This is a genomic window from Flavobacterium anseongense (assembly GCF_021608185.1).
GTDB classification, from domain to species: domain Bacteria; phylum Bacteroidota; class Bacteroidia; order Flavobacteriales; family Flavobacteriaceae; genus Flavobacterium; species Flavobacterium anseongense.
Map to the genome: position 1 here is coordinate 15,859 of NZ_JAKIHN010000003.1, position 24,123 is coordinate 39,981.

Here is a 24,123-nt window from a genome sequence, read left to right on the forward strand (position 1 = left end):
TGAAATTCCAAAATCCAAATAAATTACAAATAAAAAACTCCAAATCTCAAACTTTGAAAATTGAAATTTGGAGTTTATTTGTTATTTGTCTTTTATTATTTGGAATTTAACAACGCTATGATTTTTTGCTCAACCTCTTCACTATTCCACTTTTCTTCAATGTTTTGCATTTGCATCACTTCTTCCATAATTTTATTTTGGAAATCGCCAATGGCCAAAGCTTCGGAATAAGGTTGCAGACTAAAAGTTACTCTGCTGTACAACGGCATCCATTTATCAGGATGCTTATCCGAAAACCATTTTTCTATTTTCTTTTGCAATAAAAATTTCTCATCGGCTGTTTTAGAACTCATTTCCACGAAATTTCGAAATGACAATTCAGCAATCGCATCGGCATTTGGCTTTCTTGAGGTTTCGTATTCCTTAAAAACAGTTTCCCAATCATCGCCATACTTCGAAATCATTTCACTTAAGATAGTAATGTCCTCAAAACCAGCATTCATTCCATGACCATAAAACGGAACAATCGCATGCGCCGAATCGCCAATCAGGGCAACTTTATCGGTATGTGTCCACGGAAAACATTTCATCATCACCAAATAACTGGTTGGATTTTTGAAAAAATCTTCGACTAAATCAGGAATCACTTCCTTTGTATCCGGAAAATAAGTAGCAAAGAAATCAACCAAAGTGGCTTCATCTTTTAAAAGCTCAAACGAATTTTCGCCTTCGAAAGGCATGAACAAAGTGCAAGTAAAAGTTCCATCCAAATTTGGCAAAGCCATCAGCATGAAATTCCCTCTTGGCCAAATGTGAAGCGAGTTTTTATCAATCTTATGCGTGCCGTCGGCATTGGCCGGAATATGTAATTCCTTGTAACCCATTTTCATGAATTCCTGCGAGTAATCAAACATACTCTGACGCTGCATTCGGTGTCGAATTCTGGAAAAAGCACCATCGGCACCAAAACATTTGTCGTATTTTAATTCCGTCCACTCGCCTCTTTCGGAATCTCCAATATGCAAAGTCGCATCAGACAAAGTAATATCCCAAATTTTATGATTAAAAAAGAACTCAACGCCTTCGGCTTCCGCCAAATCAATCATTCTTCGGTTTAAAACACCACGCGACAACGAAAAAATAGCTTCGCCATCTTTGCCATAATATTGATAATTGAGTTTACCGTCTTTCAAATGAATCGCACGCTTATCTACCGGAATTCCAATTTTCCGAATCTCATCATCCAAACCAACATCTTCCATCGCTTTCCAGCCGCGGTTTGACATCACTAAATTAATAGAACGACCCGAAAATTCTACAGTTCGTATATCCGGACTTCTGTCATAAACGTGTACCGTGTGACCTTGTTTCTTGAGATAGATTGCCAATAAAGTTCCGACAAGACCAGAACCTACAACAGCAATTTTTTGTGGAGTTTGCATTTATTTTTACTAAACGGTTTTGCAAATTTAAGTATTGCCACGAATACTCGATTGCTTTTTTAAAATTTATTCGTGCATTCTTAGCTTTTATTCTTTCGGGCGGAAAACCAACTTAGTTGATGTTTTAGCAATTTCCGCTTTATTGAGTTTCATTTTTCTGAATTTCCCATTGACAAATAAATCGGTTTGATCATCGTAATGTTTACTCATCGGATTGCCTGATTGTCCGGTCGGCAAAACGCTCCAACTGTTTTCGATATCCGAAAAATCAATAATGCGTCTGGTTGAAGGCCCGCCTTTTACCGGAATCTGAGCATCATCTGTATAAATAAAAAGCTGGTTGTTGATAACTTCATTCGTTCCTGCAATACCAAATGTTCCCACATTGAAAAACTTGCTGAACAATTTCACTTTCCCAATCGGATGCTGAAATTCAACCTGATGCACTTTTTCCCATTGCCACTGATTTACATCGGAACCTAATTGATTTTCTAATGAAGCGATGGCTTCTTTAAAAGATTGTATCAAGATTTCGGATTGGGTTTCCTTTTTATCTTTTGTATTGATATTATCCCACCAAGGCGAAGCACTATTTTTGCTTTGATTTTCAATTACCTGCTTGATGATATGTGTACTCAACAACAATTTGAAATTCTCCTCTCCATATTCATCTTCGAAAGTATCTTTCAAATAAAAATAAATCCATTTGTTGTATATGCTTGGCGCGATGTCACTCAGATTATGCGTTGCTTTCCATTCTTTCAATACAGCTAAAGCTTTCTTTTCATTTTCAGAAAATTTTGAACCGTTTAATGGTTTTGTCATATTCGCCACAATGGTTTCGGCTGTTGCCGATGTATTATCGGTAATCATTTTACCCACATCTTCTTTAGTCCAATTATTTTTTGGAGCCAACAAACCGTCAATTCGCATCGCTCTGTCTTTTGGAAGATAATAACCCGGATACAAATAACCGTCAATAGCTTCGGGTTGGTTGTTAGCTGAATAAACATAATTCCAAGATGGATTTATAGCCGCCGGATTTTTATCAAATGGAAGAAACTCCTTTTTATCATCAATTCCATTGGCTCCATTCAGAATGAAATTAGTGTTGACCGATTTATCTACTTCATATAATTTTCCCGAAGTTATCCAGGCAATGTTTCCTTTGGCATCGCCATACATAATATTCAATCCCGGTGCTTTGATAAGTTCTATGCTTTTGTGAAAGCTTTCCAGGTTTTTAGCATGAGACAATTGATAAACAGCATCGAGAATTTGATTCTTTTGTTGCGTATAAATCCATGACATGGCAACCGGTTTATCCGATTGTAATCCATCTAACAAACCTGTAATGATTGGTCCGTGTTGGGAAGTTTTTACATTCAACTTTACATCAGCACTGTCTTTTACCTTGATAATTTTTTGCTGATAAGTATAGTTTTTAAATCCATCAGGAGTTTTATATTGATGGTCATCATTTGGATTATCTTCTTCCTGAAAGAAATCGACATCATCATTTTCAAACATAGTCAAGCCATAAGCATAATCATGATTGTGTCCCAAAAGTGGAAACGGTGTTCCTGCAATATAGTAGCCATAAATTTCATAATCCGGACAAACTATATGCGCTTCGTACCAAGTTCCGGGTTGCGAATGCATGATGTGCGGATCGTTGGCCAAAATTACTTTTCCGTTTTTGGTTTTGGCTCCGCCAATTACCCAACTGTTGCTTCCGATAAACGCCGGAATTGGCGATGTTTCTAACAAACCCGCAACCGATTTTGATATTTCAGCATATTTTTTATAATCGCCTTTATAGGATTTAAGTTGTTTGATTCCGAATTCGCCTTGAATGCCAAAATCCTGCAGATAATTCATTCCAAAACGGTCGCGAATATCTGTTAATAAAGGATCTGTTTTTTGAGCCATCGCAAAACTGAAAGACATAAATCCGAAGATATTATAAACATCTTTCAACGTAAACTTTTCCTGCTTGATGCCAAGTAATCGAATTTCAACCGGAGTTATTCCTTCTTCTATATATTGATTGATTCCATCCAAATAAGCATTTGCCAAAATATAGGTTTGTGAATTGGTATCAAGATTGGCAACCGCTTGTTTCGAGTTTTCATCGATACCAATTCCGGCAAAGAACTTATCCGTTTTTAAAACCGGTGTTCCAAAGATTTCCGAAAGTCTGCCCGGAGCAATCCGCCGCATCAGTTCCATTTGCCATAATCGGTCTTGCGCATGAACATAACCCAAGGTTGTCATCGCATCTTTTTGTGTATCGGCATAAATATGCGGAACGCCATATTCGTCAAAGTAAACATTTGTTGGCTTGGAAATGTTAGCTAAGTTTTCTTCGCCTTCGTATTTAGGTTTTGTGGTTTGAAGATAGACAAATGAGGCAAGAGCAATAAGGATAATAAGGCTTACAAGGACCAGAACTATTTTCTTCATTATTTTCATGGCGGGAATTTTTGGTAAACAAATATAATGATTTGGTTATTCGGTTATTAGGTTATTTGATGTAATTGACAAATAATAGAAATTTGTATTTTAGCTATAATAATTATAATACTAAATGAAAAGCACAGAAGAAATCGCAAGTCGGTTCAGGGAAATTATATTTAACGGAACTTGGGTTGCCAATACTAATTACAAACATCAATTGGATGATTTGGATTGGGAAACTGCCACAAAACAAGTCGGTTCTTTAAATACGATTGCCGTTTTGGCGCAGCACATTCACTATTACATCAATGGCATAAATACTGTTTTTAAAGGTGGAAGTTTGGACATACGCGATAAGTACAGCTTTGATTTTCCCGCCATTCAGTCTCAAAAGGATTGGGACGTTTTTTTGACCAGATTTTGGAATGACTCCGAAGAATTTGCTTCTTTGATTGAGCAGATGCCTGATGAGAAATTAGATGCTGTATTTGTTGATGCCAAATACGGAACCTATCGCCGGAATATTGATGCGATGATTGAACACAGCTATTACCACTTAGGGCAGATTGTACTACTAAAAAAATTAAACTGCAATGGCAAAAATTAAAACTACAGCAACCGAAGTAAATGTTACCGAATTTATCCAAAAAGTAGTTAATGACGTTAAGCGGAAAGATAGTTTTCAGTTGGTCGAAATTTTTAAAAACATTACCGGTTGTGACCCAAAAATGTGGGGACCAACCATCATTGGTTTTGGTAACTATCATTATAAATATGAAAGCGGTCACGAAGGCGATATGCCTGTCGCTGCTTTTTCTCCAAGAAAGGAAGCTATCGTATTTTATTTTGCAGAATTTGAAAACAGAACCGAATTATTAGAACAATTGGGAAAACATAAATCGGGTAAAGCCTGTGTTTATGTAAAGAAACTCGAAGACATAAACTTGTCTGTTTTGGAAGAGTTGACTAGAGCTTCCATAAATTATATTACGGCAAAATATCCCAACAAATAAAAAAAGGCTCGATATAAACCGAGCCTTTTTAACTAATATACAGGGTGCAAATTATTTTTTCTTATCATCTATAATGGCTCCTGTTCCTGCACCTACTGCAGCTCCGGCCAAACCACCAATTAGGGCACCTTCGCCTTTTTTCTCGCTGACAACAGCTCCTGTTACCGCTCCAACTCCGGCTCCGATTACGGCTCCTTTAGCTGCTCCACTCCATTTTTTTCTTTGTGGAGTCGCTGCTGCTGGTGCCTGATTATTTACAACTACAACTTCTTTTTCCTTTTGAGCATTTGCATTTACCATTTTCATTGAATCGATGATACGTTGTTTTTCGGCAACTTGTTTCATTGAATCAATGGTTGCTTGTTGTACTTCATCAGCAATTACTGCTTGCTTGTCTGTGTTCTTGCATGAGCTTAAACTTAAAACTCCAACTGTTGCTATAATCATGACTAGATTTTTCATAATATAAAAATTTAAGGTTATGGTACAAAGTAACAGCAAAATGCAAACACACGATTTACATTATTTAAATCAAAACTTATATTATTTCAAGTATTAATTTAAAAAATTTTCTTACTTTTATTTTTATTTTTGATGTTATGAATTGGACTGCCAAACTTATTAAACACAAAGGCGAAGACAGAATAGCAGTTTTTTTTGAAAGAGATGCCGAGTTGATTGCTCGAATAAAAAAACTCGATGGTTCGCTATGGAGTCAGACTTTAAAGGTTTGGCATTTGCCCGACACTTATGATTATCGTAAACAATTTGGTATTATGTCACCCGAAGAAAGCGTGCCTTCAGCTGAAGGAATTGATGGCATAGCACAATTTAAGCGTTATATGAAATCAAAGCGTTATAGCGAAAACACTATTAAAGTGTATAGTGAGGCGCTGAAATCGTTTTTAGTTTTTTACAGAACTAAACCTATCCGAGAAATTGACAATGATGATGTTATACGATATAATAATGATTATATATTGCGGAAAGATTTGTCGGCTTCATACCAGAATCAAATCGTAAATGCCATTAAGTTATTTTTCTTGGTAATAAAAGACACTAAGGTAGATATCGAAAGAATACATAGACCAAAGCGTGCAAAAGTATTGCCTAATGTATTGAGTAAGGAAGAAGTAAAGTTGATTCTTGACGCTCACAGCAATATAAAACACCGAATGATGTTATGTATGATTTATAGTTGTGGATTACGATGTGGCGAGCTACTTGCTTTGCAACCCATTCATATAGATTCGAAACGGAATATAGTTTTACTCAAAAACGCCAAAGGCAAAAAGGACAGGATTGCACCACTCAGTCTAAAAGTCTTGGCTATGCTGCGCGATTATTACACTTTTTATAAACCCACCACCTACTTGTTTGAAGGGCATAAACCGGGTAAACCTTATGATGCAAGAACTTTGCAGCAGGTTTTAAAACTGGCTTTAGAAAAAACGGGGATTACCAAACCCGTAACACTTCATTGGCTTCGTCACAGTTATGCCACACATTTGTTAGAAAGCGGCACCGATTTGAGATACATACAGGAGTTATTAGGACACAACAGTAGCAAGACCACCGAGATTTATACACACGTTAGCACGAAAAGCATACAACAAATTAAGAGTCCGTTTGATGATTTATAAAAAACAATTATCTTTGATAGACAATTCTGTATATACCTTCGCCAAGCCACCCAAATTTGGGTGCATAAACGCTACTTCGTAGCGGGTATATACAAGTTATAACCAATTTGCCAACACCACTTTGCAGAAGAAAAGTAGAAATATTATAATCGCTATTCTAGCATTACTTTCATTAAAAAGTTATGCTCAAATTGATCAATTTAAATTAGCAGATTCTTTATTAATAAAGCGAAACCCGAAAATCATAATCCTAAACCAAAACGAAAAGTTTGTCGTATTAACAACTCGAAAATTATACATTGAACAATGTAAAGATATGAATAATGCGGCTGGCCCTTTTGATGAACTTTTAGAGTATATTCAAAAAAACAAATCCTCAAGTTTAGATATAAGTATTAAAGAGGATTTTGAGGGATTAAATAATGAAGCTTTTCAAAGTCTACTTTTAAGAGGTAAATGTCTTGTATATAATAAATTATCCAAGAAATTGGAAAAAAAAGTGTTTGAGAATTATTATAAGCCGAATGATTTAAGTTTAGAATACAAAACGGAAAGTGGTTTTATAGTTTTAATCAAAATTGAATATGAACGATAAGCAAACTGGTTATAACAGCCGTTTGTCGCAATGGCTGGTATCGATTTTCCAAAAATGGAAAATCGAAAGCCGGAAATTTACATATCTTTACACCTAACTGTTAAGCTTGCCGCCACTGACGACAAGCGGCGGAACGTTATGAGCAATATCACAAACTATATTTTGAAAAAGACAATTTTCTTAACTTTTTTAATTATTGGATTGAACAGTTTTTCACAAGAAAACATTCAATTAAAAAAACTCTTATCAGAAAGATTTCCTGTTAAAGAATCTTTTGTTGCAGACGGTATTTGGATATATTATCCGAAAGATAATGAACCAAGAAAACTCAAGAAACCAATTATTGAAAAAGGGCTGACTGGATATGAGCTTTACACTGTAGATATTGTAAATTTTCTCGACCAACATATCTTAGATTCTGATTGTTTAATTCTATTCAACAAATCTCAAAATAAGATAATTTTTGGGCCTCCGATTTGGTACAGTGGTTTAGAAAAAGAGTTCTATAAAAGTTTTATTGGTTTTAAGTTTGAAGACAAAACTGAAATAGAAGCATTTGTCAAAGAATTTCAAAGCTTAATACTCAATGGCGCAAATGAAACAATAGACAATACAAAAATTGATGATACAAGTGCTACATTCGATATGTTCCGCGTTGTTGAAAATGGAGCTTATAGAAGAATTAAACTTGTATTTGAAAAAATGGTTTTAATAAAAATTGAAGATTTAAATCCAAATACATTAGAAGTTGATGATGTAATAGAATAAATACTGCTCATAACAGCGGTTTCACGCAATGCCTGGTTCCGATTTTCCTCAGCCGGAAAATCGAAAAGGAAATTTACATATATTTACAACTAATCACTAAAGGCGTCGCCACTGCGTGAAGCCGCGGAACGTTACCAGCAAGTTTACCTAACCGAAAAAGGATAACAAATCACAATGGAAGAATCGAAATCAAAAAAAGGCTTTAACTCTGCAATGATTGCTTTATTATTATTTGTGTTAGCTTTCATTGTAAACTTTTTTGGAGCTTCCTCTAATTCAGAAACCTTGAATTTAGGAATTGGAATGCTTGAGATAGTGGCAATACTTGTTGGAGTATTTGGCTTAATAAATTCTATTCGAGGACTGAAAGAACCGAATTCCATGGAGCAAATTGTTGGTATAACAGTAAACGGAGTTTTAACTGTTGTGTTGATTTGGGTTATTGGTGAAGTAATAGCGCGATTGAATTAAGAAACGTGGCAAAACCAGCTGGTAACAGCCGTTTGGCGAAACAGCTAGTTTTGTGCATTTTGGAAAATCCGCTGGATTTTCCAATTTAGATTTTCTATCATATTTTTTCTTAAATTGCCGCTGCTTCGCCAAGCGGCGGAACGTTGTGAGACATTCTAGAAAAACCTTTTATAATAGATGAATTCAGAAGAAAAAAAAGAGAAAGAATTTTGGAAAAGAGTTGATAAAAAAAATAAAATTTATCAATCTAGTAAAGCTTTCTTCGCCGGAGGTTTTTTTATAATTTTTTTTTCAACCAAGTTTGTAGAAATATATCAAAGTTATTCAAGTTATGCGGAATTTAAAACGGCAATACGAACAGTTGAAAAAGTTCGCTCATTAGGTTTTTTATTAGCCATTGCTGTAGGCATATATTTTATTTGGTTGGGAATTAAAATTAGAAAAAGTCCAGTAAGTGAAAAACCAAGAGATTTGCCATAGTATAAGAACGTCTCACAACAGCCGTTTGGCGTCATAGCTGGTTTTGTGCATCTTGGAAAATCCGCTGGATTTTCCAATTTGGCTTTCTTTTATATTTTTTCTTAAATTGCCGCTACAACGCCAAGCGGCGAAACGTTATACGCCAAATTTCACACAAAATTGCTAATATGAAAAAACAGGACATTACTATTTTATCGATTGGAGTTTTACTAATATTCATTTCTCTTTATTTGTTCACAAGACCTGCATTTCTCTCATCATTTGATTTTTCAAGTACTGGTCAAGTTGGCGATACAATTGGCGGAATAAGTGCGCCGATATTGAATTTGATTGGTGCATATTTAGTTTATATTTCTTTCCAAGCACAATTAGAAGCTAACAGAATTCAGGCGAAAGCTCTAAATGACGAAAAAGAAAGAGCAAGAACAGAAGGAATATATCAAAAATATATTTCTCAATTTGAAGACATAAAAAAAACTTTAAGAGAATTAGAATTTGTGGTAAGATTTTGGGCTGATTATAGTGCAGAAACTGTCTCTCCTAATCCACCAATAGTTTATAAAGGAATAAATGCTTTAAACGAATATACAGCTAGACTTGTAGCTCGAAAAGCGGGAAGCACAAAATATGATAGACAAAATTATGAACTATATAGCATGTATTTAAATTATGAATTTATGTTACTTTCATTACATGACTTAATTATAAATGTCGAAACTAGAATTGAAGATTCAACGGACCAAGAATATTTATTGAGTAACATTAAATTGTTTTACAATAGTTTCTTAAAAGTCTTTGGAGAAAAAATTATTGACAGTTATGGCGCAGAGCAGCCAGAAATGTTAGAAATAGTAAAAATAAGAGACTTCATGCTATCAAAATTCGGCGTATAACAGCGGTTTTGCGCCATAGCTGGTTTTATCTTTCTTGGAAAATACTCTGAACTTCAGAATTTCTTATTACATTTATTCTTAACTTGCCGCTACGGCGCAAAGCCGCGGAACGTTAGCACCAATTATTCAGGACGTAACCAAACAAAGCAAATCATATGAAAGTCGAAAAACTACTCGGAAGCTTTTTGTTTATGATGACATTATCTTTAAGCTATGGACAAAAAGAAAAAATAAATTCCGACACTAGAGAGTTTATAGCCAATGCAGAAATGACTCAGATTAATAGAAACTGGGATGTTAACGCAGATTTTAAATCTGGAATTGGAGAAATTGTCTATTTTTTTCCTATCGAAGTAATTGATTTAAAATCAAATCAAAAAGTAAAGTCATTGCAAATGGACATGTCTGTACTTGCAGAAAATAATCGCAATTACTTCAAGTCTTCTTGGATAGATTTAAGTGAAGTTGATGAGTTTATATATTTCATTGAACAATATGTAATACCAAATCTCAAAAACAAAACCGAAGTAAATCAATCAGTAACTTATATTTTCAATTCTAAAGAAATTACTCTTAGTTTCCTAATAGAAAAAAGCAGAAAAAGAATATCTATTTATTTAAAAGATAATGGAATTACTGATTATCAACATTATTTTTGGACAGAAACTCAGGTAAATAAAATTCCAGATTTATTAGCTGTTCTCAAACAAATAAAATAACTGGTGCTAACAGCCGTTTGGCGTTATAGCTGGTTTTGTGCATCTTGGAAAATCCGCTGGATTTTCCAATTTGGCTTTCTTATTATATTTTTTCTTAAATTGCCGCTACAACGCCAAGCGGCGGCACGTTATAAGTAATAAGCGCACGAAACTTTAGAACCATTGGAAAATATTACAGAAATACTTAATTCATTCAGCGAAGAGCATGACTTGTGGAATTTGACAAAGAAATCTGCTTTGGAATGCATTAAAAATTACGCAGAAGAAGAAGATAATAATGAAATAGTATTCGAAGAAATTAGTTTGAAATCACAAAAGCAGGAATTAGTTTTCTGGGAATATGGAAATAAAACTTTCATTCTAAGAACGACTTATTCTTTACATAAAAACAATGATTTCACTATTCCGATTGGAGATTACGCAATGGACGTAGACAGTAGAGGTGAAATTATTGATGATTGGTTGGTAATCTATTAAGTGTTACCAAGTTTGAAGCGCTTACTACTTATAACAGCGGTTTTGCGCAATAGCTGGTTCCGATTTTCCGGCGCCGGAAAATCGAAAAGGAAATTTACATATCTTTACAACTAATCCGTTCCACGTCGCCGCCACTGGCGCAAAGCCGCGGAACGTTACCAGCAATTATGAAGAACTATATCTTAATTATCACGTTTTCTTTATTTAGCTTGATTTGCGAAGCTCAAATTAACTCTATAGAATCTAATCAATTTATAAGAGTCAAACCAATCAAGCCAGACTTTGAAGTTAAAAAATGCTTGAGTTCAAAAACATTTGGAATTGTAATAGGTTTTGAAGTCATAGATAGCTCTGACAAGTCATTGTACGGAGAAAAGTTTTATGGAATATTTCCTTGCTTACAATATCCAGGAAATGTGATATTCAACGGCGAAATTTATGATTTGGAATTTACTGAAATAATGCCAAAATATAAACATGAATATCCAATCATAAATAAAGAATTGTTACAGAAAAACATTAATGGAAAAGAGTTTTGGATAATTGAAATAGGTACTAAAAAAAGCTGTGTTAATGGAACTATAAGTAAATAACTGCTGGTAACAGCCGTTTGGCGAAACAGCTAGTTCTGTGCGTTTTGGAAAATCCGCTGGATTTTCCAATTTAGATTTCCTATCATATTTTTTCTTAAATTGCCGCTGCTTCGCCAAGCGGCGGAACGTTATAGGCAATATTCCGGACATACTATGATGAGAACAATATACTTCATATTTACATTTTTTCTATTTCAGAATTTGAATCTATTCAATACAGGAAAATATTCATATTCCGCATCTCACTTTTATGAAAGCATAGAATTAAAAAATGACGATACATTTATCTACAGTTGTCACTTAAACTTCTCAGAATATCTTGTAGAAGGAAAGTATAACATTTTGAATGACAGTTTAATTTTAAATAGTTATCCTCAGAAAGAAAGATTGATAGTCGTAGAAAGTAAAAAAGGAAATTCTAAAAACTTAACTTTTGAAATTAGTACAAACCAAAACAACAAATTTTCTTATGACTTACACGTTCTAATGAATGACAACACTGAAATGGAATTTAAAAATGAGTGGGAGAAAACTAAACTAAAAAAACATGACATTAAAGGTTTTTACATAATTGATAAAAATGGTTTAAAGTCTCCGAAATATTTAGTTAGAGATTCATCAAATAATTATTTTAAAATTAAAGTTAATCCTTCAAGAGCATTTGAAAGTGAAAGTTGGCCATTTATAGAAAATAAAATTAAGCCGAGAAATTTCAATGGAGATTTCCAAAATTATTATTTAGAAATAAGGTAAGTCATACTGCCTATAACAGCCGTTTGGCGAAACAGCTAGTTTTCTGCGTTTTGGAAAATCCGCTGGATTTCCCAATATGGATTTTCTAACATAATTTTTCTTAAATTGCCGCTGCTTCGCCAAGCGGCGGAACGTTGGCGGTAATTGAAACGAACTTACTACTAAAAGAGAAAATATGGAAAAGTTAATGTTTGCAAGTTTTTTAGTTCTGATTTTATCATGTCAAAATATTGAAAATAAAAACGAAACGTTTCGCGGATTTGGAAATCTAAAAACAGGAACAACATTCAGTGAAAATCCAGATTTCAAATTATTCCGGAAACTCGAAGCAGACTATTTTAGCGCTAAAGAATTTCATTTGTCCAAAGAAATTGGTTATGTCAAAGATCTATATGTAAGAACAAAAAATGGCAAAATTTTTCTAGTTCAATTTGATCGTGTCGAGACAACAAATATTCAGCCAATACAAGAGATTATCAAGGAATTAAAAGATGTGACGACTCGAGAAGACACGATTCCTGCAAATAGGTTGTCTTATACACGAAGATATCTAACAGCAAACAATAACTTAAGTTTTTCAACGGTAACCTTTACCAAAAATCTTAAAAATAATAAACCTGAAATTTTCTTTATGTATTTCGATAATGAGTTAATGGATGAAGTATTAAAGGATAAAGGGATGAAGTAAATATTAGTCAACTACCGCCAACAGCGGTTTGAAGCAATAACTAGTTTAGTTGTAAAAGGAAATTCTTTCTTCACGAAAAATAATTATCTTTAACAGAAATTAATCCGTTCGCTGGCTTCGTTACTGCTTCAAGCCGCGGCACGTTATAGGCAAGGGCTTCCTACTTTACAACTATGAAATTAAAATTCACATATTTGCTTTCTTTCTTAATTGCTTGTGGAATTACTAGCTGTAAAAAAGATGCAGAAAAGCCAACTCCGAAAGTTGAATATATAATTTCAAAAGAAGATTCAATTCAGGAAGCTTGGATGAAAGCAAACAAAGTGCCTTCTCCATTAATTCCAGAAGACATGAAATGCTATCTTGATATCGTTTTCATTTTAGATTCTAAAAAAGTTTATATCTACCAAACAGAACGGAATTATAATTCTAACGGAAAAGAAACAAAATATGGTTTTCCAAATTACATTGGACTAAAACCGGAATATTTTGTAGCCATTGAAAATGAAAATTTCGTATCATTTTTGAAAGACAACAATTCTCTGTTCGGAGTGTTTCCGGAAGAAAACATTAGAGGTTCATTTTGTATAGCAAGCGAAACAGACACCCTAAAAAGCAAAGCTTTTGACAATTTAGTAGAAGAACTTAGAAAAACTAAAAGTGAAGCATTTTACAGAGTTAGAAAGACAACTGAAGAAGAAAATGTTGTGCTCAAATACAAAAGAAGTAAACAAGAGTTTTTGCCAGAGAAAATCAATTGGTCGAAGAAATTCCTAAATGGCAACGTAAAGCCATTTTCAAAAGATTATTATGAATTTGAGTCCAAATTGGATGTTGTTAGAAAAGCAAAAGAAACTTATAAAAAGAAAGAGAAAAGAATCTATATGTAACTCAAGCCCCAGCCTATAACAGCCGTTTGGCGCAATAGCTCGGCTGCTTATGCCGGTTACGGATTTTCCGCTGGAAAATCCTATCTTAGCAGAAACAAATCAATCACGCACGCCGCTACTACGCCAAGCGGCGAAACGTTAGCGGTAATGCTCAAAAACATACGCAGAAAATATGCAGAAATTTTCAATTTACAAAAAACCTAATAAATTTTACTGGAGCGCAGAAATCATAACATATTCAATTATATTCTTTTGTTTCGGAGTAATGCTTTTTAAACAAAAAGTTCTCAATATTGAAGAAAATTTAATTGATAAAGTCTTTATGTGGTTGGTGCTTAGTACATTTATGTTTGGTGTAATTTTAAAATTCTACAACATTGGTAGATATGAACCAATTCGCGGAAAATTTGAAGGCTATTTAATATTTGAAAAAGAAAAGATTACCGTTTGTGAAGAAATTTATCCGATTGAAAAAATTAGAACGATTAAAATCTCCAATGATGACTATAGTGGAAAATTAGTAAATACATCTAAAGGGAATCTTGGTCCAGCACTTTCAAATGGAACTAGAAATTTTATAGTAATCTTTTTTGAATCAGGCGAATCAAAAAGATATCAATTTGAGCAAATAAACGGTAATGATTTTCAGAAAGTACGACAAGAATTAATTAGCTACTATCTTAATGGAAAGATAGAATTTGACGAAGTAGCAAATGTTCTTGGAGAAAAAAGCCGAAGCGAAGTTGCAGAGTTTAAAACCGAGATAGAAAAAGAACGCACTACCGCTAACAGCCGTTTGGCGTAATAGCTGGTTTGTCTTTCTTGGAAAATACTCTGAACTTCAGCATTTCTTATTATATTTTTCTTTAACTTGCCGCTACTACGCCAAGCGGCGGAACGTTGGCAGTAAGTGTCAGAAACCAAACCTTAAAGAATGACTAAACCAGAGTTCGAACCTATATTCCCTCCAGGATTTCATACGATTGATTTGAATCAATTAGATGAATTATTCGTAACAAATTTTGAAGATAATTCAAAAAGACAAACATTGGTAAATCAATTAAGAAACTTCCTAAACGAGTTATCTAAAATTAATACTAACTTTGAAATTTGGTTGGATGGCTCTTTTACAACATTAAAAATAGAACCTGAAGATATTGATATTTTGGTTGTTTACAATGCGAATAAGTTAAACTTATTACCTAACGACCAGAAAGTTATAGTTAACAGTCTGTTAGGCAATAGAACGGCGACCAAGATAAGATACAATATTGACGTTTTAATATGTGCTGATGATGATGTAAACAATAGAAGCTACTGGCGTGGCTGGTTCGGATATTCAAGAAGTGAACAACCTAAAGGTATAGCAAAATTTACTTATGGCGACAGTTAATAACTTAAGAGATAATATAGCTTATCTTCAATCTCAAATTGAAGAGCTTAATTTGGTGCTTTTAAGTGAGCCAGAGAATTTTGCAATAAAAATTCAAATCGAAAATTACAAATCAGAAATTGAAAACTTACAAGGCTACATTTATCATGAAAATTTAAAACGTAATAAAGAAATTATTGCCTTAAGACTAATCGGAAATATTGCTAAAGACGGTACTTTCCCATTAGGTTCTGTAGGTGGAATTACTGACTCATTTTCAAATGCGATTTATAAGACTTCTCAATTCTTACAATACGGTAAAAAAGGCGGAAAAAAAATAGAATCACTATTGAAGAATAATTTAGATATTCGATTAGAGGGTTTAGGAGTAGGCTCAACAATATTTTATATTTCTGCAAAAACAAGCCCTGATATTTTTGGCAATAGTATAATTCAAAATTCACTTGAAAATACTTTTGAATTATTCTCATCCAATAATGAATCAGAATTGATAGATAATATTGAAAAAGTAGGAACTAGAAGTTCTAAATATTTTTCAGATTTTTTAGAAGAATTAATTCAAGATAATTTAGAAGTAGAAATAAGTTGGGAAAGTCCAACTTATGAAACAAAAAAATGGTTCGGTACAACTGAGAAGATATCTATGTTCTATAATACTTTTAAAAGTATAGAAATTTTAGATCCTGAAACTATGAGTTTCGAGGTAGAAATTATCACTTTAAGTTTGAAAAATAAAATCGAGGTAATCGATACAAGTAATAATCATAGCTTCGGAGTTAAATACCCAAATTCGATTATTGCTGTAATTAAAGAATTGCATGTTGGAGAAATTTGCGATATAATTATTTCAAAAACTACAATAGTGAATACACTTTCACAAAAAGAAAAATTTGAATATAATTTAGTCGAAATTACTAAAAAATAAACACCTACTGCCAACAGCGGTTTTGCACCATAGCTGGTTTTATCTTTCTTGGAAAATACTCTGAACATCACAATTTCTTATTACATTTATTCTTAACTTGCCGCTACGGCGCAAAGCCGCGGAACGTTATGAGCAATAATAAAATCCTGCAAATGAGAAAATTCATCTTTTTAATTACTTTCTTTAGCTTGTTAGCTTGTAAAAAAGAAACGGAAAAAACAGAAATTAAAAAGGTTTCTAATACAAATTTAGCCAAAGAGCTTTCCTACGATGAACAAATAAAAATCATGAAAGACACTATGCCCAAAAATTCTGTATTGTCAAACGATATTCAGTTTATAAATGATTCTATTCTTAAAGGCAAATTCAAGTTAGACATCTCTATGTATGAAGGTCAAAAAGATTATAAAGGAGGTGATTGCTATCCAGAAATTGAAAAAAAGAAAAAAGTCTATGAACGCTATGCAGACTTCGGGTTTAAGGATTTGGGGGATTTGAATGGAGACGAAAAAAACGATTCTGTTTTCATTTTATACCCGTTAAATTGGTGCGAAGAAAATCATGGAAAATCATATTATTTTACAAACAATAACATTCCGAGAATAGAATCAGATTCCTTTTGCTGTGAACTTGAATATCTGTTCAATATTGGAGATATTGATGAAGATGGTGGTAATGAACTAGCAGAATACAAAACGTCTTGTACAAGTCGTTATAAAGCAGTAAGGTTTTGGACATTTAAGAACGGAAAATGGAAAGAAATTAACACTTTCACACATATGGTTGAAAATGGAAAATATGACATTTTCAAAGACTTTGACAAACTATATAAGAAAACTGGTAAAAGCAAATTTAAATTTTTGGAAATATCAGACGTATTTGCAAATGGAAAGTTAGTAATGGAATGGAAATCAGTTACGATGAAATAATTACTGCTCATAACAGCCGTTTCTCGCAATTGCGAATTTTGTGGTAAGTTCATGTTTACGTTTCGCAAGAATTTTTATCTTTAACAGAAAATAATTCGTTCCGAAGTTCGCAACTGACGAGAAGCGGCGGAACGTTAGGCGGCATAATTCGACCTCGTATAATGAAGAACTTAAGCATAAAAATATTAGCAATTCTTTTATTTACAACAATAGCAAGTTGTTATTCTCAGCAGAAACTAAAAACTGTTGCGTTTGAAATTTACGCAGAGAAAAATCAACCAATGCCTGGCGCAAATATTGCAGTAAAAAATTCAAATCCGACAATAGAAACTCAAACAGATTTCGATGGAAAAGCAAATTTGAAGTTGGAAAACTTAAATGTTGAAATTGGTTTGAGTATTCTTGGGCCAAGTATAACTTTTAAGTTATTTGAAAATATCGATTTAGTAAAAGTTGACATCAAAAAACAGAAAGTAGAATATTATTCGAAAAACAGAATTTTGAAAAAAGATAAGTTGAAAGTCAAAGGTTACTGAGAATTACGCCGCCTAACAGCGGTTTCGCGCAATTGTTGGTTTCATTTTTATGAGTTCACGAAAAACGTTTATCTTTAACAGAAAATAATTAGTTCGCTGGCTTCACAACTGTCGCGAAGCCGCGGAACGTTAGCGGTCAGTTGCTCGCCAGAAACGAGAAAGTTCACGTTTAAAAAACAAAAGCATGACAAATATATTTAGTGGAGAATTTATCGAAGCAATGAACATTCGAAATTTATTAGAAAATGAAAATATTGAAGTGTTTGCGGTTAATGAATATATGTCAGGCATTGAGCCTTGGGTTGTAAGTCCTGGAGGTTTCAAACCGCTGATTTTGCAAGTCAATGATGAAGATTTTGAAAAGGCAAAAAAAGTTGTGGAAGATTATGGAAATGGAAAATTAGAAGTCGGAAAATAATACTGACAAGTGTTAATACGCAACCGAACCGCTAACAGCCGTTTCTCGCAATTGCGAATTTTGTGGTAAGTTCACGTTTACGTTTCGCAAGAATTTTTATCTTTAACAGAAAATAATTCGTTCCGAAGTTCGCAACTGACGAGAAGCGGCGGAACGTTAGCGGCAAGACAACCACACAACCTTAAAAAATGGGATTAGATATTTTTCATATTAAATTAGACATAAAAAGCGATGTAAATATTGATTATTTAGAAGTTGAAGATTTTAAAGACAATCCGGAATTTTTAAAAAAATATGGTCATCTTATCGTTGACGGGAAAATATACTATTCTGAAAATGGATATTTAAGAAAACGGATGAACGAAGATTTTATAAAAGCTTTTGAAAATGATAAACTTTATTTCTCAATAGATGATGTTAAAAAAGCAAAGTCATATTTGAATGCCAGAGAAGATGAAAGTCAGGCTGAGTTGGAAATAAATTTTCAGAAAAACTTTGTAGACAATTTTGTGGAAGGAGAAAGCATCTTTGTGATTAACTGGTAAACTGTCCAGCCGCTAACAGCCGTTTCTCGCAATTGCGAATTTAGTGGTAAGTTCACGTTTACGTTTCGCAAGAATTTTTATCTTTAACAGAAAATAATTCGTTCAGAAGTTCGCAACTGACGAGAAGCGGCGGAACGTTACCTGCTATTTAACCCAAACTCACGTAAAATGACTAATCATTATATTTGTCCAAATTGTGAAAAAGAAGAATATTTCTTTGACGGAGAAAAATTGAAATGTCCAAATTGTGACCAAATGGCATTTGAAAAAGCTTTATATTTAAGTGAAGGTAATTATCAATTTCAAAGTTTAGCAAAATTAAATGTTCCATTTTTTCGCTTAGATTGTGGAGAAATTTTTACTTGTATAGCAGAAAAAGATAACAGAACTGAAAATACTTCAATCATTCCAATAGCTTACGCTGAAGATTCGAATAAATTATTCTTTGCTTTTGAAGCTGAAAAGCTTACCAAAGAAATGCCGAAAATGCTTAATGAAATAATGACAAAAACCTTTTCCGAGCTTTTCACTCTAAAAATAAATTTTGACTTTCATGATGATATTGGCTACATGGTAGTTATTGGAGCAAGTCAAGAAGATAATTCGATAATCGAATATAATGGATATGTATTTAAAAATTTCAGTAAAATAAACAGCAGGTAACAGCCGTTTGGCGTAATAGCTGGTTTGTCTTTCTTGGAAAATCCTCCGGATTTTCCAATCTGGATTTCATAACATTATTTTTCTTAACTTGCCGCTACTACGCCAAGCGGCGGAACGTTAGCAGAAATTTTTATAACCACACTGGAAAATGATATTCACAATAAATGATAAATCCAACTATTTCGATGATAACGTTTTGGAAAGCCCGATAGAACGCTTCTTTCTTGAGGAAATTGTAAAATATCTTGAAATTGGAACCGAGATAGAGCCGCAGAGAGAGTATAAAACCAAGATTGGAAATTTTAGGGTTGACTTCCTAATTAGAAAAGGAAATATTGAATATGTCATAGAGCTTGATGGAAAAGCTTATCATAATCAACAAAACGATATTTGGAGAGACAGTTTTTTACTTGGAGAAAGTAAAGTAAAAACAATCATCAGAATAAAAGGAAAAGACGTTACCCATAATTTGAACGAGTGTATATATTTTCTCAGCCAAATGTTTCCAGCAACATTTTCCGAAAGAGGAAAAATAAATTTATCAACTTTGCTCGAATCCGAAAACAAAAAGGCAATCGACGAAAATTTGGAAGAAAACATTTTTAAATGTGTTGACAAATTTTATCTACCAAAAATAGTAATTGAAGATGACGAAAGAAAGTCTTTCCCATCAATCGAAATTAATTGCAGAACTCAAAAAGATTTTAAATACTGGCGAAAATATTATGACTTTGCAATTAGCAATGGAATTTTTAGCGTTGAAGAATTAAACAAAAAGTATTTTAGGAAATAAAAACTTCTGCTAACAGCCGTTTGGCGTAATAGCTCGTTTGTCTTTCTTGGAAAATACTCTGAACTTCAGCATTTCTTATTATATTTTTCTTTAACTTGCCGCTACTACGCCAAGCGGCGGAACGTTAGTGGTAATTTTAATAGACGAATCGAATAAAAAGAAAATACTAAATAATAATGACAACATATATTGTAACATTTGAAATTAACGACCCTACTCGGAGAGCACAAGTAAAAGAAAAGCTAAAAGAATTTAATTTATATTGTCCAATTCATGACAATGCTTGGGCAATAAAATCAGACAAAAAAGCAACAGAAGTGAGAGATTTCATTTCACCTTTATTGACAGCTGCAGATAGAATATTTGTTATTAGAACTGGGACTGTAGCAGCATGGAAAAACACATATGCTACAGAAAACTCAGACTGGCTAAAAAAACACTTATAAAATGGGGAAGAACACTAACTCAGAAAAATCCTTTAGGGTAAAAAGAGGCAGAGTGGACTCTGTCAATCTTTATGAAGTGAAAGAAAACGAATTAGACATTTTAGAAAATGGAGAAACAACAAGTTTACAGTTGAATTTTGCTATCTTTTTGTTGTCTATTGCATTTTCTGGTATTTCTACATTATCAACTTGTACATTTGGCACACCGCTTTTACAAAACATATACTTATTTGTTACAATAATTGGCACCTTGTTAGGAGTATATATGATACTTATGTGGCGTAAAGGAAGAAAATCCATTAAATCCGTAATTAAAACTATAAAAGATAGAATTCCTCCTGATTTTGTTGATGAAGGGGAGGAAGAAATTGAAGCTGTCACTGAAAATATAGTTCCGTCTACAACAACAGAAACGACAAAACCGGAAGGTTAAAACTACCACTAACAGCGGTTTCGCGCAATTGCTTCATTTCCTCTGGAAATGAAGCAATTATTTTCTATCTTCGTTCTTCGTGGTGGAAAGCAAAGCTTTCCTCAAGTCGCAACTGACGCGAAGCCGCGGAACGTTATATGCAATGCTATGAGAAACTGCATCTTTATAATTATAATATTAATTTCAGGATGTAAATCTTCTGAGACTTATGATTATAAAATCAAATTGAATAAGTATTCGACAACATATGAATTTAAGAATTCAAAATCAGTAGTTTTCAGTGATAGTATAACAAAAGAATGGATGGTTGGCAGAAGCAAAAAAATTCCCATTTCACCAAGTGTCACTGAAATTATAGCGGTAAATAAAAAACTTGAAAAAGATTATGTGAAATTTATTAGAGAAGGTCAAAAGATGCTTAATTATGATTCTCTAAAAAACCCAGAATATTATCGAAAAGAAGATAAAGAAATTATTAAATATGTAAAAAGCATTCAATCACAAATGAGAAGGCTTAATAAACAATTTGCATGTTATATTGATAGTTTAGGTCAGAAAATAATTGTGGTAAAAATAATTGCTCCCGAAGAGAAACCGCATGACCTTGAAAAGTTTTGGGTTGGAGAAATGTACAGTGTAAAATTTAATGTGAAGGATTCGGAATTTGTTCGTGAATAGCACTGCATATAACAGCGGTTTGTCACAATTGCTTCAATCCTGCGGATTGGACGCAATTTTTTTCTATCTTAGTTTTTCCTTAGCGGAAAAACTGGCTTTCGTCAGTCGCAACTGACGACAAGCCGCAAAACGTTATGCACAATGCCAAACACACTATCATGAAAAAAGCACTAATCCTGATTCTAATATTTTTTTCTTCAAAAGCTCTGTCTCAAAATAATTCACTCTCAGAATATCAAAAGGCGACAATTCTTCTTCAGACGAATAATATTGATTCTGCATATTTTAAATTCAAAAGTTTAGAAAGAAACCTTCCAAAAAATGACACTTTATATTCTTACTCTCTTTTTTATTATACAGTCACTGCTACCGAACTTGAAAAAGAAAATCGTTTAAAGGAAAAATTTGATAAGTCTTTAGCCTTCGGGTTAGAAGCATTTGAAGCCATTGAAAAAGGTTTGCAGTATTTTGATTCCGAGTTTAAGAAAAGAAAATACTTTATGATGAAGAATATTGTCATTTCCAATTTTGGTTTGGAAAATTTCTCAGAAGCTAAAAAATGGAAAGAAAAATTATATACTGCAAAAATAAACAATGAACTTCCAGAAGGAATAGATCAATATTTCAATTTCGACTACTTCACTTTCGAAAAGAAAAACATTTGGGGTTATGAATGGTTTCATGAATTACCAAAAGATCGATTTGGAAGTAGCTTTTCTAAAGTTGTTTACTATGTTTACAGTACAGACGAAAATGGAAATGATAAAGACCAGTTGTATAGGTTTCAAGTTTTAATGTTTCATGCAAGTAATAGCAGCTTTGATTATGTGTTGACAAAAAGACTTGAAACTGCAAAAAACGAAGTAAGTGGAACCTTGTATGCATATACGTATAAAGAAGACATTGACTTTGGACAACTTCAATTAGACATTAAAGAAATTTTAAAAGGAAATATTAATCCTGAAAAAAGAAAAGCATTTGTAGCGAAAAAGTAAGCACTGTGCATAACAGCCGTTTGGCGTAATAGCTGGTTTTGTCTTTCTTGGAAAATACTCTGAACTTCAGTATTTCTTATTACATTTTTCTTTAACTTGCCGCTACTACGCCAAGCGGCGGAACGTTACCAGTAATAGCACGAAACCCTAACTCAATGAAGAATCTTTGCCTTACCTTTTTAATATCCACCATTATTTTGTCCTGCACAGAGAAAAAGAAATCAGCCCAAAGTAATGAACTTAAAAAATTACCTGAGATTAATTTCGAATTTCCTGATACTATTCATAAAAACATATCTTATAAAGGAAAAATTTATTACTCTGGAATCTTTGATACGATTACAAAGAATGTTATGGAGAAAAAGAATGGAATTGATAGATATATTATTTTCAGCCTTACCAAAAGTTCTCATCCAAATGAAAATATAGCTGCATTGCGAAAAATGAAACTTGATACTTTCGGTGCGATTGACAACAATGCAATTCTCTTGGATAATATTATTTTTAAAGAACTTGGAGTCTTTTATATTAATGGAATTTTAAATGATCATGTTACGATTGATACAAAACGATCAGATAAAAAAATAAGATACATTGAAAAAGAATATATTCTCAATCATAAAATTGTAGTTATTCAATAAGCTACTACTGGTAACAGCCGTTTGGCGCAATAGCTAGTAAGAGTTGCGCCGGAATCCTAACGGATTCCGAAAACCTGTGCTTCCGCATAATATTTTTTCTTAAATTGCCGCTACTGACGCCAAGCGGCGAAACGTTGTGTGCAATTTTATAGAACTATATCATTAACATTGATGACTGAGATAATCCTAATAGCAACGGTTCATCGTCCAAAAGGTAACTGTAATCCAATTGAACTTTACAGAATTATTGAAGAAATAAATCCTGATGTGATATTTGAAGAACAATCACCGCAAAATCACACATTAATTTATTTAGGACAACGGAATGACACTATTGAGACACTATGTATAAAACGTTTTTCACAAGGGAAACAAATTGAACATTTACCAGTAGATTTGGAGAGGAAGATGAGTAGTGAGTTACAGAATAAATTCGCAAAAGTCTTTGATCCATTTCAAAGTAACACTGAATATCAAAATATTAATTTTCAAAGAGAAATTCTTTCGCAGCGATATGGTTTTCGTTTCTTGAATAGCGATGAATGTTCAATTTTCGGCGATAAATTAAAATCAATCGAAAATATAATTATTTCCTCGAGTAATGATTTTGAGGCTGTAGAAACTTACAGAAAATGGACTGAAATGAATGACTTGCGTGAGACTGAGATGTTAAAAAACATTTATAAAATTTGTGAGGATAAAAAGTATATAAAAGGTTTGTTTCTTGTTGGAGCTGAACATAGAAAACCCATAATTGAAAAAATCTTACAGAAATACTCCAACAATAAATCAATAAATTGGAATTTTCAATATTTAGCTTAAAAACTGCACACAACAGCGGTT

Annotated in this window: 32 protein-coding genes; 29 read left to right on the forward strand and 3 right to left on the reverse strand. The window is 33.1% G+C overall.

Going from position 1 to position 24,123, the window contains the following annotated elements; genetic code table 11:
- Positions 1–95: 95 nt before the first annotated feature.
- Positions 96–1,442, reverse strand: coding sequence for an FAD-dependent oxidoreductase (locus L1S35_RS05135; protein WP_236397368.1), 1,347 nt, complete (start codon positions 1,440–1,442; stop codon positions 96–98).
- A gap of 87 nt (positions 1,443–1,529) precedes the next feature.
- Positions 1,530–3,917, reverse strand: a complete 2,388-nt coding sequence (locus tag L1S35_RS05140; RefSeq protein WP_236397371.1) for a penicillin acylase family protein — start codon at positions 3,915–3,917, stop codon at positions 1,530–1,532.
- 115 nt (positions 3,918–4,032) lie between these two features.
- On the opposite strand from L1S35_RS05140, the gene L1S35_RS05145 reads away from it, so the two are divergent.
- The gene (locus tag L1S35_RS05145; RefSeq protein ID WP_236397374.1) at positions 4,033–4,509 is read left to right on the forward strand and encodes a DinB family protein; all 477 of its coding nucleotides are present in this window, start codon (positions 4,033–4,035) and stop codon (positions 4,507–4,509) included.
- Positions 4,496–4,915 (forward strand): DUF1801 domain-containing protein, encoded by a 420-nt coding sequence (locus tag L1S35_RS05150; RefSeq protein ID WP_236397377.1) that lies wholly within the window; start codon positions 4,496–4,498, stop codon positions 4,913–4,915. Before L1S35_RS05145 ends, L1S35_RS05150 begins: the two co-directional genes overlap by 14 nt.
- A 51-nt stretch (positions 4,916–4,966) precedes the next feature.
- Here L1S35_RS05150 and L1S35_RS05155 read toward each other — a convergent pair whose 3' ends face one another.
- Positions 4,967–5,377 carry a YMGG-like glycine zipper-containing protein gene (locus tag L1S35_RS05155; protein WP_236397380.1) on the reverse strand — a complete coding sequence of 137 codons (411 nt, stop codon included), beginning with the start codon at positions 5,375–5,377 and terminating at the stop codon, positions 4,967–4,969.
- Between the two features lie 137 nt (positions 5,378–5,514).
- On the opposite strand from L1S35_RS05155, the gene L1S35_RS05160 reads away from it, so the two are divergent.
- From L1S35_RS05160 to L1S35_RS05290, 27 genes are all read left to right on the forward strand, one after another.
- Entirely contained in the window at positions 5,515–6,558 is a 1,044-nt protein-coding gene (locus L1S35_RS05160; protein ID WP_236397382.1) for a tyrosine-type recombinase/integrase, read from the forward strand.
- Positions 6,559–6,679: 121 nt separating this feature from the next.
- The gene (locus L1S35_RS05165) at positions 6,680–7,153 is read left to right on the forward strand and encodes a hypothetical protein (RefSeq protein ID WP_236397385.1); all 474 of its coding nucleotides are present in this window, start codon (positions 6,680–6,682) and stop codon (positions 7,151–7,153) included.
- A 30-nt stretch (positions 7,154–7,183) separates the two neighbouring features.
- Positions 7,184–7,921 carry a hypothetical protein gene (locus L1S35_RS05170; RefSeq protein WP_236397388.1) on the forward strand — a complete coding sequence of 246 codons (738 nt, stop codon included), beginning with the start codon at positions 7,184–7,186 and terminating at the stop codon, positions 7,919–7,921.
- Positions 7,922–8,095: 174 nt separating this feature from the next.
- Complete coding sequence (locus L1S35_RS05175) at positions 8,096–8,392, forward strand: hypothetical protein (protein ID WP_236397391.1); 297 nt, start codon at positions 8,096–8,098, stop codon at positions 8,390–8,392.
- A gap of 177 nt (positions 8,393–8,569) precedes the next feature.
- Positions 8,570–8,872 carry a hypothetical protein gene (locus L1S35_RS05180; protein ID WP_236397394.1) on the forward strand — a complete coding sequence of 101 codons (303 nt, stop codon included), beginning with the start codon at positions 8,570–8,572 and terminating at the stop codon, positions 8,870–8,872.
- Positions 8,873–9,039: 167 nt separating this feature from the next.
- Positions 9,040–9,765, forward strand: coding sequence for a hypothetical protein (locus L1S35_RS05185; protein ID WP_236397397.1), 726 nt, complete (start codon positions 9,040–9,042; stop codon positions 9,763–9,765).
- A 155-nt stretch (positions 9,766–9,920) separates the two neighbouring features.
- The gene (locus L1S35_RS05190) at positions 9,921–10,484 is read left to right on the forward strand and encodes a hypothetical protein (RefSeq protein WP_236397400.1); all 564 of its coding nucleotides are present in this window, start codon (positions 9,921–9,923) and stop codon (positions 10,482–10,484) included.
- Between the two features lie 162 nt (positions 10,485–10,646).
- Positions 10,647–10,961, forward strand: coding sequence for a hypothetical protein (locus L1S35_RS05195; protein ID WP_236397402.1), 315 nt, complete (start codon positions 10,647–10,649; stop codon positions 10,959–10,961).
- Positions 10,962–11,128: 167 nt separating this feature from the next.
- On the forward strand, positions 11,129–11,554 hold the full coding sequence (locus L1S35_RS05200; RefSeq protein ID WP_236397405.1) for a hypothetical protein: 426 nt from the start codon (positions 11,129–11,131) through the stop codon (positions 11,552–11,554).
- Positions 11,555–11,707: 153 nt separating this feature from the next.
- A complete protein-coding gene (locus L1S35_RS05205) occupies positions 11,708–12,307 on the forward strand; it encodes a hypothetical protein (RefSeq protein ID WP_236397408.1) in 600 nt (199 codons plus the stop codon).
- A 175-nt stretch (positions 12,308–12,482) separates the two neighbouring features.
- Positions 12,483–12,995, forward strand: coding sequence for a hypothetical protein (locus L1S35_RS05210; RefSeq protein WP_236397411.1), 513 nt, complete (start codon positions 12,483–12,485; stop codon positions 12,993–12,995).
- A 173-nt stretch (positions 12,996–13,168) separates the two neighbouring features.
- Positions 13,169–13,885, forward strand: a complete 717-nt coding sequence (locus tag L1S35_RS05215; RefSeq protein WP_236397414.1) for a hypothetical protein — start codon at positions 13,169–13,171, stop codon at positions 13,883–13,885.
- Between the two features lie 172 nt (positions 13,886–14,057).
- Positions 14,058–14,690: a hypothetical protein gene (locus tag L1S35_RS05220; protein WP_236397418.1), complete on the forward strand. Its 633-nt coding sequence runs from the start codon at positions 14,058–14,060 to the stop codon at positions 14,688–14,690.
- 129 nt (positions 14,691–14,819) lie between these two features.
- Entirely contained in the window at positions 14,820–15,278 is a 459-nt protein-coding gene (locus L1S35_RS05225; RefSeq protein ID WP_236397421.1) for a DUF6932 family protein, read from the forward strand.
- A complete protein-coding gene (locus tag L1S35_RS05230; protein WP_236397424.1) occupies positions 15,265–16,203 on the forward strand; it encodes a hypothetical protein in 939 nt (312 codons plus the stop codon). The genes L1S35_RS05225 and L1S35_RS05230 overlap by 14 nt, the downstream gene beginning before the upstream one ends.
- Before the next feature lie 152 nt (positions 16,204–16,355).
- On the forward strand, positions 16,356–17,132 hold the full coding sequence (locus tag L1S35_RS05235; protein ID WP_236397427.1) for a hypothetical protein: 777 nt from the start codon (positions 16,356–16,358) through the stop codon (positions 17,130–17,132).
- A gap of 161 nt (positions 17,133–17,293) precedes the next feature.
- The gene (locus L1S35_RS05240) at positions 17,294–17,668 is read left to right on the forward strand and encodes a hypothetical protein (protein WP_236397430.1); all 375 of its coding nucleotides are present in this window, start codon (positions 17,294–17,296) and stop codon (positions 17,666–17,668) included.
- A 184-nt stretch (positions 17,669–17,852) separates the two neighbouring features.
- On the forward strand, positions 17,853–18,086 hold the full coding sequence (locus tag L1S35_RS05245; protein WP_236397432.1) for a putative signal transducing protein: 234 nt from the start codon (positions 17,853–17,855) through the stop codon (positions 18,084–18,086).
- A 188-nt stretch (positions 18,087–18,274) separates the two neighbouring features.
- The gene (locus tag L1S35_RS05250) at positions 18,275–18,631 is read left to right on the forward strand and encodes a hypothetical protein (protein ID WP_236397435.1); all 357 of its coding nucleotides are present in this window, start codon (positions 18,275–18,277) and stop codon (positions 18,629–18,631) included.
- Positions 18,632–18,799: 168 nt separating this feature from the next.
- Positions 18,800–19,294: a hypothetical protein gene (locus tag L1S35_RS05255; RefSeq protein WP_236397438.1), complete on the forward strand. Its 495-nt coding sequence runs from the start codon at positions 18,800–18,802 to the stop codon at positions 19,292–19,294.
- A gap of 148 nt (positions 19,295–19,442) precedes the next feature.
- A complete protein-coding gene (locus L1S35_RS05260; protein ID WP_236397440.1) occupies positions 19,443–20,087 on the forward strand; it encodes a putative endonuclease domain-containing protein in 645 nt (214 codons plus the stop codon).
- 176 nt (positions 20,088–20,263) lie between these two features.
- Positions 20,264–20,533 carry a hypothetical protein gene (locus L1S35_RS05265; RefSeq protein ID WP_236397442.1) on the forward strand — a complete coding sequence of 90 codons (270 nt, stop codon included), beginning with the start codon at positions 20,264–20,266 and terminating at the stop codon, positions 20,531–20,533.
- Position 20,534: 1 nt separating this feature from the next.
- On the forward strand, positions 20,535–20,966 hold the full coding sequence (locus tag L1S35_RS05270; protein ID WP_236397444.1) for a hypothetical protein: 432 nt from the start codon (positions 20,535–20,537) through the stop codon (positions 20,964–20,966).
- Between the two features lie 147 nt (positions 20,967–21,113).
- Positions 21,114–21,644 carry a hypothetical protein gene (locus tag L1S35_RS05275; RefSeq protein WP_236397446.1) on the forward strand — a complete coding sequence of 177 codons (531 nt, stop codon included), beginning with the start codon at positions 21,114–21,116 and terminating at the stop codon, positions 21,642–21,644.
- A 158-nt stretch (positions 21,645–21,802) separates the two neighbouring features.
- Positions 21,803–22,639: a hypothetical protein gene (locus L1S35_RS05280; protein ID WP_236397449.1), complete on the forward strand. Its 837-nt coding sequence runs from the start codon at positions 21,803–21,805 to the stop codon at positions 22,637–22,639.
- Between the two features lie 155 nt (positions 22,640–22,794).
- Positions 22,795–23,280 carry a hypothetical protein gene (locus L1S35_RS05285; protein ID WP_236397451.1) on the forward strand — a complete coding sequence of 162 codons (486 nt, stop codon included), beginning with the start codon at positions 22,795–22,797 and terminating at the stop codon, positions 23,278–23,280.
- A 171-nt stretch (positions 23,281–23,451) separates the two neighbouring features.
- Complete coding sequence (locus L1S35_RS05290; protein WP_236397454.1) at positions 23,452–24,102, forward strand: hypothetical protein; 651 nt, start codon at positions 23,452–23,454, stop codon at positions 24,100–24,102.
- The last annotated feature ends 21 nt before the right edge of the window (positions 24,103–24,123 follow it).